Source organism: Enterobacter sp. RHBSTW-00994 (assembly GCF_013782625.1).
Classification (GTDB): Bacteria; Pseudomonadota; Gammaproteobacteria; order Enterobacterales; family Enterobacteriaceae; genus Enterobacter.
This window is the reverse complement of sequence record NZ_CP056199.1, coordinates 891,728-906,757: the sequence shown is the minus strand read 5'-3', so window position 1 is coordinate 906,757 and position 15,030 is coordinate 891,728. Positions and strand designations below refer to the sequence as shown.

The window sequence follows — 15,030 nt, the reverse complement described above, 5'->3', positions numbered from 1 at the left end:
AAACGCAGCTTAGCTTACTTACTCCCGCACTCTTTGCCCGCAACAAACTTCGCATCTTTATCCGCCACCAGCGTTTTCACCATCTCGCCGCTATCCGGATTGGCTTCCAGTGTAAAGTGACCCTCAACGGTCAGTAGCACTGGTTTACTGTCATTACCTCGCGCGACAGCATAATCACGCTCCAGTTGGGCGTTATTAGCCACACTCACTTTCTTACCTGTTGCACAGTCCGTAAAGATCGCGGCATCAGCCATGTAAAAATACATCCCTCGCATCGCCATTGGCGTTGACGGCAAAGCCGCTTTAACCGGCGCCAGAGTGTAATTAAACTGAGACTCGATTGGATTACCCTCACGATCGAGCATCTCCATCCCCTCGCCTTTGGCCCGGAAATAGGTTTTCTCTCCGGTGGTATCCGTAAGAATCAACTTCTCTGCGGTACGAGCCCAGGTTCCGTAGGTTGCAAACGACGAAGGTTCTTTTGCTCCCTGATAGCGCTGGTTCATCACCCAGCTACCATCTTTCTCCAGAAACAATGACGTTTCGATCCCTTCGCAATCAGCGCAAGGCAATACACCACGCCAGCTCTGCTGCATCGGTTTTAATTCTTCAGTTGGCGTCGGTTGCAACATCTGGGTTTCTGAACGGTTATTACACCCAAAAAGTGCAAAGAGCGTACTGACTGCCAGTACTGACAATACTGCTTTTTTCACAATGAATTCCTTATGAAAATTGTGTTCCTTTTCGTCACTCCATCGGGCGACGAACTTTACCGCGTAGTGCTTTCACTGTGGATTTCTGAGCTTTCGTCGATAACCTGCGCTCTTTCGATGCGCGTGTTGGTCTGGTTTCACGGCGACTTTTTTGCACTGCGGTTAATTCTTTTATCACCGCCACCAGCCTGGAAATGGCTGCTTCCCGGTTTAATTCCTGGCTACGATACTCCTGAGCCTTAATCACAATGATCCCTTCGCTGGTGATCAGATGATGGCTGGCAGCAAGAAGGCTTTCTTTGTAATACTCTGGCAGGCTGGATGCCCGGATGTCAAAGCGCAAATGAATGGCGGTTGAGGCCTTGTTAACATGCTGTCCGCCCGCACCCTGCGCACGGATCGCCGTGATCTCTAGCTCATTATCAGGGATGCTGACATTTCGGGACAAAACAATCATGAAGTGGGTTGCCACGCCGTAAACTGTATTTCCAGATTATTCTGAGAGTCGGAGAGCCAGATCGCGCCATCCTGAATGGTCGCCTGCAATACCATAGTACGGCTCGCGAACGCACTCACCTGCGCCAGTTGCTCATCGTCCAGATACCAGACTGAGAGATTGGCATACTGCGCACACTTATTCTTGTGCTGCTGCCACCATATTTCAGCGGCCCGTTGATTATAGGTAAACAGCGACACTTGCGCAGCCTGGGTGCATGCCTTCTTAATACGACGTTCATCCGGCAGACCGAGTTCTATCCACAAATCAATACCCAGATGGTCGTTACGCAACCAGGCTTCTGGTTCATCTTCCGCACTTAAACCACGAGTAAATTGCAGGCGTTCGTCGGCGTGTTTAATCCATGCCAGCAGGCGTAACATCATCCGCTCCTGGGTCTCAGAAGGGTGACGCGCCAGGGTTAATGACGCATCGAGAAACTGGTTGCGGTCAAGATCGGCCACATTGACCACCGCTTTATAAATTGTCGCTTTCAGCGCCATGAGAGAACTCCTTTCGATTCAGGCGTGCATTGTAGCGAAAATAGCGCAAAAAGGCTGTTACGAGGTGATGAATGGCAGACCATCAAGGCGCTGATATTGCTTGAATGAGTATGGTATAGTCACCTTGCTAAACCGAGTTTATCTTCGTAGGCTTAATGATATCTCACAGTAAAGTCAGTACGCTGGCAGGAGGGGATGTGAATAATTATTGTGAGTTAATTCGCAAACGGTATGCGGAAATCGCCAGCGGCGATCTGGGATACATCCCGGACGCGTTGGGCTGTGTATTGAAAGTGCTAAATGAAGTGGCCTCTGATGAGAGCCTTTCAGAATCGGTCAGGGAAAAAGCAGCGTATGCTGCTGCGAATTTACTGGTGAGCGATTATGTCGATGAATGATACCTATCAACCCATCAATTGTGATGACTATGACAACCTCGAACTCGCCTGCCAGCATCATTTGATGCTGACGCTGGAGTTAAAAGATGGCGAAGTGTTGAAGGCCAAAGCCAGCGACCTGGTTTCACGGAAAAATGTGGAATATCTGGTCGTGGAAGATGCTGGTGCAACACGTGAGCTCCGTCTCGATAAAATTGCCAGCTTCAGTCACCCAGAAATCGGAACCGTCGTGGTGAGCGAGTCCTGATTTTCACGAACGGGCAGCCTGCTGCCCGTATGCTCTCCATTCAAAACACACGCCCTGCTCCGCCCATCCTTCCTGAGTCACAAATACCCCAGCGGCGGCAATTAGCGTTTCGCCGTAAAATAGCAGCGGTGTGGTGTCACGTAACCAGGGTGGCACATTGCACTCCTGCCAGATTTTTTTCAGCTTACGTCCGCCGTTCCGTCCAACAATATGCAGCAAGCCGTGGGCTTTAAAGCGCACAGTGACAGTCTCATTCTCCGTCGGTAAACGGACATTCCCGGACGCCACAAGCGACACCGTCCCTGCTCCTGCAGGCAACACCAGTGCTTCGTCAGGACAATCCCAGTCGAGGATCATCTCCGCAAGTGAGGGCTGGCATTTGATCCACCAAAGCTGCTCTTTATAGCGTCTCACCTCAAAGCCGTTCAGATGCAAACAAGGCGTGGCATCTTGCCGTGCCTGAGCCACCTCATCCCAGATGCGGTTCAGCATCGCACGTGAAGGCATTACTGCCCCCTGTGTGCCAAGCCAGCGGCGTAACAGCGCAGAACGACGCACTACGCTCATCCCCTCAAGCGGGGGGATCGCCAGCGCACCCTCTGAAGAGGTTATGCCGATCAACTCTTCGCGCAGTAATTCGTCCAGCAAACTTTCCTGCTCTGCACAAAGCAGAGCACTTCTTGCCGTAGCATCAGCAAAATGTGGCCAGCGATGATTCAGGAGGGGTAAAACGCGTAAACGCAGAAAATTGCGGTCGTAGCTATCGTCCAGATTGCTCTCATCTTCAATCCAGCGCAGGTGATGCTCCTGCGCCCAGGCTTCAAGGGAAGCACGCGTTTCTCCCAATAACGGGCGAATCAGTTCAGTATCCGCAAAATCAGTCCGCGCCGGCATAGCGGAAAGCCCCGCAGGACCACTTCCCCGCTTAAGCGCCAGCAAAAAAGTTTCACATTGATCATCAAGATGCTGCGCTGTCACCAGAGCTTCACCAGCTTGCAGTGCGTTTGCAAACGCAGCGTAGCGGGCTTTCCGTGCTTGCGCTTCAATTCCCAGGCCTTCATCCCGGAGCGTGACACGCTCAACAACAAGTGGGATCGCCCACTTCGCGCATAATGCTTCACAGTGTGCTACCCAGGCGTCAGCATGCGTGCTCAAACCATGGTGAATGTGAATCGCCCGAAGCCGAACATCAGGTTCCAGATCACGCCAGAGTTTAAGCCGATGAAGCAAAACGGTGGAATCCAGTCCGCCGCTAAACCCCACCAGCAACTGGCGGTACGGCAAAACGACTTGAGCGATAGCAGAAGAAGTCATATGAAATTACACATAAAAAATGCCCGAACTGAGCGGGCATTATCACACATGATGGATATTACTGCTGGTAAAGCTCCAGCGGTAATCCGTCCGGATCGTTGAAAAAGGTAAAACGCTTATCGGTAAAGGGATCGACCCGAATCGCTTCGCATTTCACGCCATGACTCTCAAGATGTTTTATCGCACGCTCAACATCATCGACGCTAAACGCTAAATGACGCAGTCCACAGGCTTCAGGTCGTGACGGACGCGCTGGCGGAAAAGGAAAAGAAAACAGCTCAATGGCATATTGGCCGTTCAACGCAAGATCCCCTTTCCATGAATCACGTTCCTCACGGTAAAACTCGCTCAACAGCGTGAAACCCAAGATATCGCAATAGAATGCCTTACTTTTGGCGTAATCGGTCGCAATGATCGCAATGTGGTGAACCTGTTTTAAAACCAGCATAGCTTCTCCTTTTTATGATGCCTGAACGTTACAACCGAAAACCCGGGGCTTGCAAGCTGCCCTCCTTATTTTAGGACTCGGACCCAGTAACCGCCTTGCTCATCACGCTTCGCGCCATGGATATCGGTCTCAAAACCAGGATAGTGGCGTCCTACGGAACAAAGCATCAGCAGAAAATCGAGCACAGCCCGACTTTCTTCAGTGAGCATCTCTCCCGGCATCAGCAGCGGCACGCCTGGTGGATATGGCAGAATCATGTTCGCCGACACGCGTCCAACCAGATTTTCCAGTTCGATGGTTTCAACCTCACCTTTCACCTGCTGTTGCCAGGCTTTATACGGTGTTAACTTCATCTCTGGCAGCACGTCAAAAGCCTGCAACATCAGGCGTGGCAGATCGTGCTGACGGATCAGTTTGTGGATCCCCTGCGCCAGATCCTGAATGCGCATATTGCGGTAAAAATCAGGATCTTCGGCATAGAGATCGGGCAGCATATTCTTCACCCGCAAATTCAGATCGTAGGCACGTTTGAACTCCATCAGACCGCGCAACAGTCCCATCGCGCGGGTCTTATCAATGCCGATGCTGAACAGGAACAACAGATTATATGGTCCGGTCTTCTCCACCACGACACCACGCTCATCAAGGAATTTCGCTACCAGTGCGGCAGGGATCCCTTCATCACTCATCACGCCTTGTTCGTCCATGCCCGGCGTCAGAATCGTCACTTTCACGGGATCGAGGAACATATGATCGCCATCGGCATCACGGAAGCCATGCCAGTTTTCACCCGGTGCTACGGGCCAACATTCAGCTTCATCAATCTCTTCCGGTTGCCAGATGTCAAAGAACCATCCGTCAGCTTCCTCTTTTAGCCGCTGTACTTCTTTGCGGAAATGGAGCGCCCTTTCCACAGAACGGTTGATCAGTCGCTTGCCCGGATTTCCACGCAGCATTGCCGCTGCCGTTTCAATGGAGGCCACCAGCGGATAGCTCGGGGAAGTGGTGGTGTGCATCATAAAGGCTTCATTGAATGTCTCTTCGTCATATTCGCCCTTAATATGGATTAAGGAGGCCTGCGAAAAGGCAGCCAGCATTTTGTGAGTCGACTGCGTTTCGAAGAAGACTTTGCCCGGTACGCGTTCACCGCTCATCCCACTTTTACCAGCATAGATTGGATGGAAGTTGGTATAAGGAACCCAGGCCGAATCGAAATGAACAGAAGGCACGTCGAGTGTCTGCTTGATCCAGTTGGTGTTATACAGCAGACCATCGTACGTGGAGTTGGTGATCACCGCGTGAATCGGCCAGGTTGCACCGGGAATGGTTGCCACTTTTTGTTCAATGGCAGCGTGGGAAAATTCACGACGCGGAATTCCCCCCAGGATCCCCAGCGCATTACGCGTGGGTGATAACCACAGTGGGACAACATCACTCATCATCAGAAGATGTGCCAAAGATTTATGGCAATTACGGTCAATCAGTAGCGTGCTGCCAGCGGGCGCTGCATACATCCCAACAATTTTGTTCGACGTCGACGTTCCGTTAGTCACCATGTAACTCTGCTCCGCACCAAAAGTGCGGGCAATGTATTCTTCGGCATCCAGATGCGGGCCGGTATGGTCGAGCAAAGAACCCAGTTCCGTGACTGAAATCGATACATCAGCTTTAAGAGTGTTCCCGCCAAAAAAATCATAGAAAAGACAACCGACAGGGCTCTTCTGATACGCCGTGCCAGCCATATGTCCTGGCGTACAAAAGGTGTACTTCCCTTCCTTCACATAGGTGAAAAGCGCGCGGGTAAACGGTGGGGTAATATTGTCGAGATATTCACGCGTATACTGTTCAACGCGCGTCGCGATATCTTCCGCAGCACCCAGCGCATATTCGAAGAACCATAACGCCATGCGCATATCATGGGCGCTGACATCCATCGTTGAGTGGGTATTAATGAAAGCATAGAGCGGCAAGTATTCATTGAGCTGATTGATGTCACTACACAGCTCCAGATCATACTCATCCCAGTCAAAGATGACGCCGCAAATCCGGGGGTTATGCTCGATAAACTTTAGCAGATCGGCACTGTTGTGCGGCCAGATCAATTGAAACCCACGCGCAGCTAATGCCTGTTCCAGCTCCTTGATGGGTTCGTCTTTATAAAAGACGCCGTGCGGCCCCATAATCGCAATAATATTCACGGCTTACCTCCTTGAAAAACATTAGCTAAGCATAGCTGAGCTAAACAACAGGTATAAAAAAAGCCGCAACATTGTGCGGCTTTTCGGATAATTGTGACGCTTAGGCGTAACCGTAGTTCATCAGACGCTGATAACGGCGATTGCGCAGATCGTCTTTGCTTAACACATCGAGATCGGCGAGATCGGCCAGCAGCTGTGCTTTCAGCGATGCAGCCATCGCTTCCGGGTTGCGATGCGCACCACCCAACGGCTCCTGGATCACGGAGTCGATCAACTTCAGTTCTTTCAGGCGTGGCGCAATGATACCCATGGCTTCTGCAGCCAGCGGGGCTTTGTCCGCGCTTTTCCACAGAATGGATGCACAACCCTCTGGGGAAATAACGGAATAGGTGCTGTACTGCAGCATATTCACTTTATCGCCCACACCGATTGCCAGCGCCCCACCGGAGCCACCCTCACCAATAACGGTGCAGATAACCGGTACATTCAAGCGTGACATCTCACGCAGGTTACGGGCAATCGCTTCAGATTGACCACGTTCTTCAGCCCCCACACCAGGGTACGCACCTGGGGTGTCAATGAAGGTGATGATTGGCATATTGAAACGCTCAGCCATCTCCATCAAACGCAGTGCTTTACGATAGCCTTCTGGCGCTGGCATACCAAAGTTACGACGAATTTTCTCTTTGGTTTCACGCCCTTTCTGATGACCAATGATCATCACCGGACGCCCATCCAGACGAGCAATACCGCCCACGATGGCTTTGTCGTCAGCATAAGCGCGATCGCCAGCCAGTTCGTCAAATTCATCAAACGCCAGGCGGACATAATCCAGGGTGTACGGACGCTGAGGGTGACGTGCCAGTTGGGCTATCTGCCATGCGCCGAGATCGGCAAAGATTTTGCGCGTCAGTTCTACGCTTTTTTCACGCAGACGATGCACTTCTTCGTCGATGTTAATATCCAGTTTTTCATCCTGACGGCTTACCGCTGTCAGAGAATCGATTTTCGCTTCCAGCTCTGCAATCGGCTGTTCGAAATCAAGGAAATTCAGACTCATAGTATTCCTGTATTAGTCAAACTCCAGTTCCACCTGCTCCGAACCAATGAGGCCACGGAGATCGTTAAGTAAACGATCGCTCGGAGAGACACGCCACGTTGCACCAAAGCGCAAGCGCGCACGTGCATCCGCCCTCTGATAGTAGAGATGTACTGGAATGGTCCCCGAGCGGTGGGGTTCCAGAGACTGACGGAGTCGGTTTAAAAGCTGGTCATCAATTTGCCTGTCCGTCAGCGAGATAGCAAGCCCGCGAGCATATTTTTCCCGGGCTTCGTCAATGTCCATCACTTCACGGGCGGTCATTTTAAGCCCCCCGCTGAAGTCATCAAAGCTGACCTGTCCGCTGACGATAAGTATGCGGTCTTTTTCCAGCAATTGCTGGTATTTATCCAGCGCGTCGGTGAACAACATCACCTCCAGACGCCCGGAACGGTCATCCAGCGTACAGATGCCGATACGATTGCCGCGCTTGGTGACCATTACCCTTGCAGCAATCACGAGCCCCGCAGCTGTGGTAATTTTACCACGTTCTGTCGGATGCATGTCTTTCAGCCGATAGCCTCCGACATAGCGCTCAATTTCTTTTAGGTACTGGGTGATCGGGTGACCCGTCAGGTAAAGCCCTAACGTTTCACGCTCACCATCCAGTACAACCTGTTCTGGCCACGGCTGGCAGCTGGCATAAGACTGTTCAACTTGCTCAGGCTCTTCTGCCAGCACGCCAAACATATCGGCCTGCCCAATCGCTTCCGCTTTTGCATGCTGATCGGCTGCCTTCAGGGCATCCGCCAACGAGTTCATCAGCGCGGCACGATGTGGCCCCAGCCTGTCGAACGCGCCAGACATGATCAGCTTTTCCAGCACACGACGGTTCAATTTTTTAGTGTCGGTACGGGCACAGAGGTCGAACAGCTCGCGGAAATATCCGCCGTTGTTACGCGCCTCAAGAATCGCTTCGATCGGACCTTCACCTACCCCTTTGATCGCACCGATCCCATACACAATCTCGCCGTCATCATTGACGTGGAAATGGTAAAGACCGGAGTTAATGTCTGGCGGCAGGATTTTCAACCCCATGCGCCAGCACTCATCCACCAGGCCAACCACTTTCTCCGTGTTGTCCATATCTGCGGTCATTACCGCTGCCATAAACTCTGCGGGATAGTGCGCTTTCAGCCACAGCGTCTGGTATGACACCAAAGCATAGGCGGCGGAGTGTGATTTGTTAAATCCGTACCCAGCGAATTTCTCCACCAGGTCGAAAATCTTCATCGCCAGCTCGCCATCAACGCCGTTATTTTTTGCGCCTTCTTCGAACGTACCACGCTGTTTGGCCATCTCTTCAGGCTTTTTCTTACCCATCGCGCGGCGAAGCATATCTGCGCCGCCGAGCGTATAGCCAGAAAGCACCTGTGCAATCTGCATAACCTGTTCCTGGTACAAGATAATGCCGTAGGTCGGCTCCAGTACGGGTTTCAGGCTTTCGTGCTGCCACTGTACATCCGGGTAAGAAATCTCTTCGCGCCCGTGTTTACGGTCAATAAAGTTATCTACCATCCCTGACTGCAGTGGGCCCGGACGAAAAAGGGCGACCAGTGCGATCATATCTTCGAAGCAGTCAGGCTGCAGGCGCTTAATCAAATCTTTCATGCCACGGGATTCAAGCTGGAATACCGCTGTGGTTTCCGAGCGCTGCAGCATGTCGAAACTTTTCTTATCATCAAGAGGGATGGCTGCGATATCAATCGGTTCCAGGCCTTGTTTAGCCCGACGCGGATTGATCATCTTCAGTGCCCAGTCAATGATAGTGAGCGTACGCAAACCCAGGAAGTCAAATTTCACGAGCCCGGCGTATTCAACGTCATTCTTGTCAAACTGGGTTACTGGATGCTGCCCTGCCTCATCGCAGTATAGCGGAGCAAAGTCAGTAATTTTGGTTGGCGCAATAACCACGCCCCCCGCGTGCTTACCGGCATTTCGCGTGACACCTTCCAGCTTACGCGCCATATCAATCAGCGCTTTAACTTCTTCGTCCGCTTCGTAAATTTCCGGTAATTGCGGCTCTGCTTCGAACGCTTTCGCAAGCGTCATGCCAGGATCAGGCGGAACTAGCTTAGAAATTCGGTCAACAAATCCGTATGGATGTCCCAGCACGCGTCCTACGTCACGGATAACCGCTTTCGCGGCCATTGTACCGAAAGTGATAATCTGCGATACCGCATCACGACCGTACATTTCAGCCACGTGATCAATAACCTGGTCGCGCTTCTCCATACAGAAGTCAACGTCAAAGTCGGGCATGGAAACACGTTCCGGGTTAAGGAAACGTTCAAACAGCAGGTCAAACTCCAGCGGATCAAGATCGGTAATTTTAAGTGCATAGGCCACGAGCGACCCTGCACCAGAACCACGTCCTGGACCAACAGGTACGCCGTTATCCTTGGACCACTGGATAAACTCCATCACGATCAGGAAGTAGCCAGGGAATCCCATCTGGTTGATAACCTGGAGTTCAATATCCAGTCGCTCATCGTAAGGCGGTCGTTTCTCTTTCCGCACATTTTCATCAGGGAACAGAAATTCCAGACGATCTTCCAGGCCCTCTTTCGATTTGAGGACCAGAAAATCTTCCGTAGTCATCTCGCCGGTCGGGAATTGGGGCAAGAAGTATTCGCCTAAACGCACCGTCACATTACAGCGTTTAGCAATTTCAACTGAGTTTTCCAGCGCTTCCGGAAGATCGGCGAACAACTCGCACATCTCATCCTCACTGCGCATATACTGCTGCGGTGAGTAGTTACGTGGGCGTTTGGGATCGTCGAGCGTAAAACCATCATGGATCGCCACGCGAATCTCATGCGCGTCAAAATCCCCCGGTTCGAGGAAGCGCACATCGTTAGTGGCCACAACCGGCAACCCGCGCTCCTCCGCCAGAGCCACAGCGGCATGCAGATAATTTTCTTCTTCTGGCCGTCCGGTACGGATCAGTTCAAGATAGTAACGATCCGGGAAATGCTGTTCGTAAAATGAAACACACTGCTCAACCAGAGCCGGGTTTCCTCGCTGCAAGCTTTTACCGACATCGCCCATGCGACCGCCTGAAATCAGCAACAGCCCTTCACTCAACTCCGCCAGCCAGTCGCGATCAATCCAGGGACCCAATACGCCATAGCCACGCTGATACGCACGGGAGATCAACAACGTCAGGTTCTGATACCCTGTGTTGTTCATGGCAAGTACGGTGAGCTGCGTCATTTCATCGCCGAGTAACTCGCTCTGCACATGAAAATCTGCTCCAACGATAGGTTTCAGCCCTGCGCCATGCGCCGTCCCGTAGAACTTCACCAGACCGCAAAGGTTGAGGAAATCGGTGATCGCCAGCGCAGGCATGCCAAGAGCAGCCGCCTTTTTTACAAGCGGTCCGGTCTTCGCCAGCCCATCAATCATGGAGTAGTCGCTATGCACCCGCAGGTGTACGAAACGTGGTTCAGCCATCTTCAGATTCCGCGTTACTTATTTGCTTGCGTATTGATTCAGGACACCAGTCCCAGCGCGCGTTTCACCGGACCAAAGCTGCGCCGATGATGTTCAGTTGCGCCATATTCAGCCAGCCTTTCCAGATGGAAAGCGGTTGGATATCCCTTATGCTGGGCAAAACCATACTGGGGATAAATGAGATCCAGTTCAGCCATTTCGGCGTCACGTGTCACTTTAGCCATAATAGAAGCGGCACTGATTTCAGCAACCCGGCTATCACCTTTGACCACTGCCATAGAAGGCACTGGCAGTGCCGGACAGCGATTACCGTCAATAAGGGCGTATTCCGGCGCAATTTTCAGTCCCGCAACCGCACGCTGCATCGCCAGCATAGTAGCGTGCAATATATTTAATTCATCGATTTCATGCGGTTCCGCGCGACCCAGACTCCAGGCCAGAGCGTTTTCGTTGATCTCATCAAAGAGCGCCAATCGGCGCTTTTCTGAAAGTTTTTTAGAATCGTTTAACCCAACAATCGGGCGAGCCGGATCAAGGATCACAGCAGCAGTCACCACTGCACCAACCAGAGGGCCACGGCCCACTTCATCCACACCCGCCACAAGGTGCGTGTGTGGATAGATAAATTCTATCATTTTGCTAGCTCCAGCACCGCGTCAGCCGCTTGCTCATCGGCATTACAACGGATCTGCTGATGCAGTTCCCTGAAAGTATCATGCATCTGATGGCTGGTTTTACCGTCTGCCAGGAGCGGCAATAATGCATCCGCCAACGCCTGAGGCTGGCATTCATCCTGTAACAACTCTTTCACCAATTCACGTCCGGCAAGCAAGTTTGGCAAAGAAACATAATCCGTTTTAACCAGACGTTTTGCCAGCCAGAAGGTGAATGGCTTCATGCGGTAGCCTACAACCATCGGGCATTTTGCCAGCATACACTCCAGCGCTGCCGTACCCGACGCCAGCAATGCGGCATCGCTGGCCACCATAGCCTCGCGGCCTTTACCATCCAGCAAGTGGACATGCAGGTCAGGTGCAACCTCTGCCTTAATTCGTTCGAACTGCTCGCGACGTTTAGCATTCACTAACGGTACAACCACTTCCAGGTCGGGGTATGTGTTACGCAGTATTTGTGCTGTTTTCAGGAAATCAGCACTCAGCATCTCCACTTCCGCTCCACGACTTCCGGGCAGTAGTGCCAGACAATGTGCATCATGCGGAATACCCAACACGTCACGCGCCGCATTTTTATCTGGATCCAATGGCATTGCATCTGCCATGGTATGGCCGATAAAGCGGCACGGAACATTGAATCTATCGTAAAACGCTTTTTCGAAAGGCAGAAAAGCCAGCACCAAATCGGTGGATTTTCCTATTTTGAAAACGCGTTTCTGTCGCCACGCCCAAACAGATGGACTGACGTAATGAATGGTTTTGATGCCCTGTTTTTTCAGATTGCCTTCAAGCGTGATATTGAAGTCAGGCGCATCGATACCAACAAACACATCGGGTTTGAGATCGGTAAAACGGCGAGTGAGATCGGCGCGAATATGCAACAGGCGACGCAGGCGTCCCAGCACCTCAACAATGCCCATGACCGCCAACTCTTCCATTTCATACCAGGCTTCGCAACCTTCAGCCTGCATAAGTGGACCCGCAACACCCACAAAGCGAGCATTCGGTACACGAGCTTTAAGCGCACGGATAAGACCTGCACCAAGAATATCGCCGGAGGTTTCTCCGGCGACCAGGGCTATCGTAAGAGGACGATTGTCGACCATTAACGAATCAGACCGCGAGTTGAACGTTCAAAGAACTCCATGAACTCATTCACTTCAGGGTATTTTTTCGCTAACTCAGCAATTTCCGGTTTAGCCTCTTCCAGCGTTTTTCCGCTACGGTACAGTAGTTTGTACGCGTTACGGATCGCTGTAATCGCTTCACGGCTAAAGCCACGACGCTTGAGACCTTCGATATTCACGCCAAACGGCGTTGCGTGATTGCCCTGCGCAATGACGTACGGTGGGACATCTTGCGCCACACCGGAGCAGCCACCGACCATCACATGTGCACCAATGATGCAAAATTGATGGACAGCAGTCATGCCGCCAATAATTGCGAAATCATCAACCGATACGTGTCCCGCCAGCGTTGCATTGTTGGCGAGAATACAGCGGCTACCTACCGTACAATCGTGCGCGATATGTGCATTGATCATAAACAGGTTGTCGCTGCCCACCTTTGTCAATCCACCACCCTGTACTGTGCCACGATGAATGGTGACGCTTTCGCGAATACGGTTACGATCGCCGATTTCCACACGGGTCGGTTCACCAGCGTATTTCAGGTCCTGGTTTACTTCACCAATGGAGGCAAACTGATAGATCTCGTTGTTGCGACCAATGGTCGTATGGCCATTCACCACAACGTGAGATTTCAGTACTGTACCCTCACCAATTTCAACATTGGGCCCAACAATACAGAAAGGACCAATGTGGGCATTAGCACCAATGATGGCACCAACTTCCACAATCGCAGTAGGATGAATAAAGGCGGATTTATCAATCACGTATCAGGCCTCCCGGCTACGCGCGCACATCATTGTCGCTTCGCAAACAACTTTGCCATCAACCAGAGCTACGCCTTTGAAGCGAGTCAGGCCACGACGCGTTTTTTCAAAAGTGACTTCCATGATCATCTGATCACCGGGCACGACTGGACGCTTAAAGCGCGCTTCATCAATACCTGCGAAGTAATACAACTCACCAGGCTCCAGTTTACCAACGCTTTTAAACGCCAGAATACCCGTTGCCTGTGCCATCGCTTCCAGGATCAACACACCCGGGAAGATAGGTTTACCAGGGAAATGCCCCTGGAAGAATGGCTCATTTACGGAGACATTTTTCACTGCGCGCAGAAAACGACCTTCTTCAAAATCCAGCACACGGTCTACCAGCAAAAACGGATAGCGGTGAGGCAGAAGTTCTAAAATCTCTTCAATATGCAGAGTATGAGTGTCAGTAGTCAAAATACTCTTCCTGTCAAAATGTACTGAATAGCAATAATAACACGGCCTGCCGGTTTATAAGAAAGCCGACAGGCCGGGAAAGTTAGCGTTAAACGGGTGAACGTTTAGTCTTGTTGATCGATCTTGCGCTCAAGAGCCTTGAGTCGCTTGCTCATATCATCAATATTCATCACCAAAGCTGCTGTTTTACGCCACACCTTGTTGGGCTGCAGCGGGATACCGGAGGAGTAGACACCTGGCTCAGTAATAGGACGCATCACCATGCCCATCCCGGTTACCGTGACTTTGTCGCATATTTCCATATGCCCATTGATCACGCTAGCCCCGCCAATCATACAATAACGGCCAATTTTCAGGCTGCCAGCCATGATTACGCCACCTGCAACAGCAGTATTGTCGCCAATCACGACGTTATGTGCAATCTGACACTGATTATCGATGATAACACCTTTGCCAATAATGGTGTCATCAAGCGCACCACGGTCAATGGTTGTACATGCACCGATCTCAACACGATCGCCAATAATGACACGACCAAGCTGTGGGATCTTCACCCAATTACCACGATCGTTAGCATAGCCAAACCCGTCTGAACCAATTACAGTTCCAGACTGAACAAGGCAATTTTCGCCGATCTCAACTTCATGGTAAACGGACACATTGGCCCATAAACGGGAACCTGCACCAATTTTGGTATTTTTCCCAACGAAGCTACCCGCACCAATCACTACGTTATCACCCAGTACAACGCCGGATTCAATAACAGCATTCGCGCCAATAGCAACATTGTTACCCAGCTTCGCCGTCGGGTCGATCGCTGCACTTGCAGCAATGTTTTTCGCCGGTTGCGGCGTGGTATCAAGAATTTGAGCCATGCGAGCATACGTCAGGTAGGGGTTCCTCACTACCAATGCAGCGCCTGCGGCAAACGGAAGATCATCCTGCGTCAGAACAACAGCCGACGCCTGGCATTGAGCCAGATGTTCACGGTACTTAGGGCTTACCATGAAGGTAATGTTGCCAGCTTTAGCAGATTGCATGGACGCAACAGCGGTGATGACGATATCGCCATCACCGTGTAATTCTGCATCCAACTGCTGAGCTAAATCAGCCAGTCGAATTGAAGGCATT

At 51.5% G+C, this 15,030-nt stretch carries 15 protein-coding genes; 2 read left to right on the top strand and 13 right to left on the bottom strand.

Going from position 1 to position 15,030, the window contains the following annotated elements; translation table 11 throughout:
- Positions 1-14: 14 nt before the first annotated feature.
- The 3 genes from nlpE to HV346_RS04235 are packed head-to-tail and all read right to left on the bottom strand — an operon-like array spanning position 15 to position 1,712.
- Positions 15-713 (bottom strand): envelope stress response activation lipoprotein NlpE, encoded by a 699-nt coding sequence (gene nlpE, locus HV346_RS04245; RefSeq protein ID WP_181622339.1) that lies wholly within the window; start codon positions 711-713, stop codon positions 15-17.
- Positions 714-747: 34 nt separating this feature from the next.
- On the bottom strand, positions 748-1,170 hold the full coding sequence (gene arfB, locus HV346_RS04240) for an alternative ribosome rescue aminoacyl-tRNA hydrolase ArfB (protein ID WP_181622338.1): 423 nt from the start codon (positions 1,168-1,170) through the stop codon (positions 748-750).
- The gene (locus HV346_RS04235) at positions 1,167-1,712 is read right to left on the bottom strand and encodes a YaeQ family protein (protein ID WP_181622337.1); all 546 of its coding nucleotides are present in this window, start codon (positions 1,710-1,712) and stop codon (positions 1,167-1,169) included. Before HV346_RS04235 ends, arfB begins: the two co-directional genes overlap by 4 nt.
- A gap of 197 nt (positions 1,713-1,909) precedes the next feature.
- On the opposite strand from HV346_RS04235, the gene HV346_RS04230 reads away from it, so the two are divergent.
- Positions 1,910-2,110: a YaeP family protein gene (locus HV346_RS04230; protein WP_006173580.1), complete on the top strand. Its 201-nt coding sequence runs from the start codon at positions 1,910-1,912 to the stop codon at positions 2,108-2,110.
- A complete protein-coding gene (rof, locus tag HV346_RS04225; RefSeq protein ID WP_181622336.1) occupies positions 2,097-2,357 on the top strand; it encodes a Rho-binding antiterminator in 261 nt (86 codons plus the stop codon). Before HV346_RS04230 ends, rof begins: the two co-directional genes overlap by 14 nt.
- Positions 2,358-2,360: 3 nt before the next feature.
- On the opposite strand, the gene tilS is transcribed toward rof, so the two are convergent.
- From tilS to lpxD, 10 genes are all read right to left on the bottom strand, one after another.
- Complete coding sequence (tilS, locus tag HV346_RS04220; RefSeq protein WP_181622335.1) at positions 2,361-3,671, bottom strand: tRNA lysidine(34) synthetase TilS; 1,311 nt, start codon at positions 3,669-3,671, stop codon at positions 2,361-2,363.
- Between the two features lie 58 nt (positions 3,672-3,729).
- Positions 3,730-4,119 carry a VOC family protein gene (locus tag HV346_RS04215; RefSeq protein ID WP_181622334.1) on the bottom strand — a complete coding sequence of 130 codons (390 nt, stop codon included), beginning with the start codon at positions 4,117-4,119 and terminating at the stop codon, positions 3,730-3,732.
- Positions 4,120-4,184: 65 nt separating this feature from the next.
- Entirely contained in the window at positions 4,185-6,317 is a 2,133-nt protein-coding gene (locus tag HV346_RS04210) for a lysine decarboxylase LdcC (protein ID WP_181622333.1), read from the bottom strand.
- Positions 6,318-6,417: 100 nt separating this feature from the next.
- Entirely contained in the window at positions 6,418-7,377 is a 960-nt protein-coding gene (gene accA, locus HV346_RS04205) for an acetyl-CoA carboxylase carboxyl transferase subunit alpha (protein WP_181622332.1), read from the bottom strand.
- A gap of 12 nt (positions 7,378-7,389) precedes the next feature.
- Complete coding sequence (dnaE, locus tag HV346_RS04200) at positions 7,390-10,872, bottom strand: DNA polymerase III subunit alpha (protein ID WP_181622331.1); 3,483 nt, start codon at positions 10,870-10,872, stop codon at positions 7,390-7,392.
- Positions 10,873-10,910: 38 nt separating this feature from the next.
- On the bottom strand, positions 10,911-11,507 hold the full coding sequence (rnhB, locus tag HV346_RS04195) for a ribonuclease HII (protein ID WP_181622330.1): 597 nt from the start codon (positions 11,505-11,507) through the stop codon (positions 10,911-10,913).
- Complete coding sequence (lpxB, locus tag HV346_RS04190; RefSeq protein WP_181622329.1) at positions 11,504-12,652, bottom strand: lipid-A-disaccharide synthase; 1,149 nt, start codon at positions 12,650-12,652, stop codon at positions 11,504-11,506. The genes rnhB and lpxB overlap by 4 nt, the downstream gene beginning before the upstream one ends.
- Entirely contained in the window at positions 12,652-13,440 is a 789-nt protein-coding gene (lpxA, locus tag HV346_RS04185) for an acyl-ACP--UDP-N-acetylglucosamine O-acyltransferase (protein WP_181622328.1), read from the bottom strand. The genes lpxB and lpxA overlap by 1 nt, the downstream gene beginning before the upstream one ends.
- A gap of 3 nt (positions 13,441-13,443) precedes the next feature.
- Positions 13,444-13,899 carry a 3-hydroxyacyl-ACP dehydratase FabZ gene (gene fabZ, locus HV346_RS04180; protein WP_007373234.1) on the bottom strand — a complete coding sequence of 152 codons (456 nt, stop codon included), beginning with the start codon at positions 13,897-13,899 and terminating at the stop codon, positions 13,444-13,446.
- A 104-nt stretch (positions 13,900-14,003) separates the two neighbouring features.
- On the bottom strand, positions 14,004-15,029 hold the full coding sequence (gene lpxD / locus HV346_RS04175) for a UDP-3-O-(3-hydroxymyristoyl)glucosamine N-acyltransferase (protein WP_181622327.1): 1,026 nt from the start codon (positions 15,027-15,029) through the stop codon (positions 14,004-14,006).
- Between the last annotated feature and the right edge of the window lies 1 nt (position 15,030).

What these genes read in the sequence shown, in the direction of transcription:
- arfB (WP_181622338.1), bottom strand. Translation starts at nt 1,170, where the DNA reads ATGATTGTTTTGTCCCGAAATGTCAGCATCCCTGATAATGAGCTAGAG.
- HV346_RS04235 (WP_181622337.1), bottom strand. Translation starts at nt 1,712, where the DNA reads ATGGCGCTGAAAGCGACAATTTATAAAGCGGTGGTCAATGTGGCCGAT.
- rof (WP_181622336.1), top strand. Translation starts at nt 2,097, where the DNA reads ATGTCGATGAATGATACCTATCAACCCATCAATTGTGATGACTATGAC.
- tilS (WP_181622335.1), bottom strand. Translation starts at nt 3,671, where the DNA reads ATGACTTCTTCTGCTATCGCTCAAGTCGTTTTGCCGTACCGCCAGTTG.
- HV346_RS04215 (WP_181622334.1), bottom strand. Translation starts at nt 4,119, where the DNA reads ATGCTGGTTTTAAAACAGGTTCACCACATTGCGATCATTGCGACCGAT.
- accA (WP_181622332.1), bottom strand. Translation starts at nt 7,377, where the DNA reads ATGAGTCTGAATTTCCTTGATTTCGAACAGCCGATTGCAGAGCTGGAA.
- dnaE (WP_181622331.1), bottom strand. Translation starts at nt 10,872, where the DNA reads ATGGCTGAACCACGTTTCGTACACCTGCGGGTGCATAGCGACTACTCC.
- rnhB (WP_181622330.1), bottom strand. Translation starts at nt 11,507, where the DNA reads ATGATAGAATTTATCTATCCACACACGCACCTTGTGGCGGGTGTGGAT.
- lpxB (WP_181622329.1), bottom strand. Translation starts at nt 12,652, where the DNA reads ATGGTCGACAATCGTCCTCTTACGATAGCCCTGGTCGCCGGAGAAACC.
- lpxD (WP_181622327.1), bottom strand. Translation starts at nt 15,029, where the DNA reads ATGCCTTCAATTCGACTGGCTGATTTAGCTCAGCAGTTGGATGCAGAA.